This is a genomic window from Pseudomonas sp. CGJS7 (assembly GCF_036961695.1).
In genome coordinates this window covers 1-507 of sequence record NZ_JBAMDI010000323.1, presented here as the reverse complement: position 1 = coordinate 507, position 507 = coordinate 1, and the positions used below count along the sequence as shown (strand labels likewise).

The following is a 507-nucleotide window of genomic DNA, read 5'->3' as shown; positions in this document are numbered from 1 at the left end:
ATTCGCCGCGACCGCTCAGTGCCGTGCCACCTGGGCCGACCAGGATGTCGGTGACCGCCTCGGGCGGTGTGACATCCGGGGCTGTGAACTCCAGCGGTATCGAACTGTTGCCGGCGGCATCCACCTGGCGGATGTCCAGGGCTTCGCCGTTGGCCTGGGCAGGCGACAGGGCAATGCTGAACAGGCCGTCGGCCCCGACGGCACCGGTGCCAATCAGGTTGCCGGCAGCATCGCGCACCTGCACGGTAGCACCGGGCTCGCCGCGACCAGTGAAGGTGACGCCATCGGCCAGGGCCAGGTCAGTCGGTTGTGCGGGCGGCAGCAAGTCGGCCGAGGTGACCGAGCCCGGTTGGGATACGTTGCCGGCGGCATCGGTGAGGGTGACTTGCAAGGTGCTGCCGTCGTTCACGGCAGGGTCCAGGGTGACGGTGAAGGTGCCATCTGCAGCGACGTTGCCAGTCGCGAGGATGTTGCCGGCCGCGTCACGTACCTGCACGGTGGAGCCGA

1 protein-coding gene is annotated in these 507 nt (G+C 68.4%); it reads right to left on the bottom strand.

Going from position 1 to position 507, the window contains the following annotated elements; translation table 11 throughout:
* A partial coding sequence (locus V7787_RS52905) for an Ig-like domain-containing protein (RefSeq protein ID WP_336095464.1) occupies positions 1-507 on the bottom strand: 507 nt, incomplete at both ends.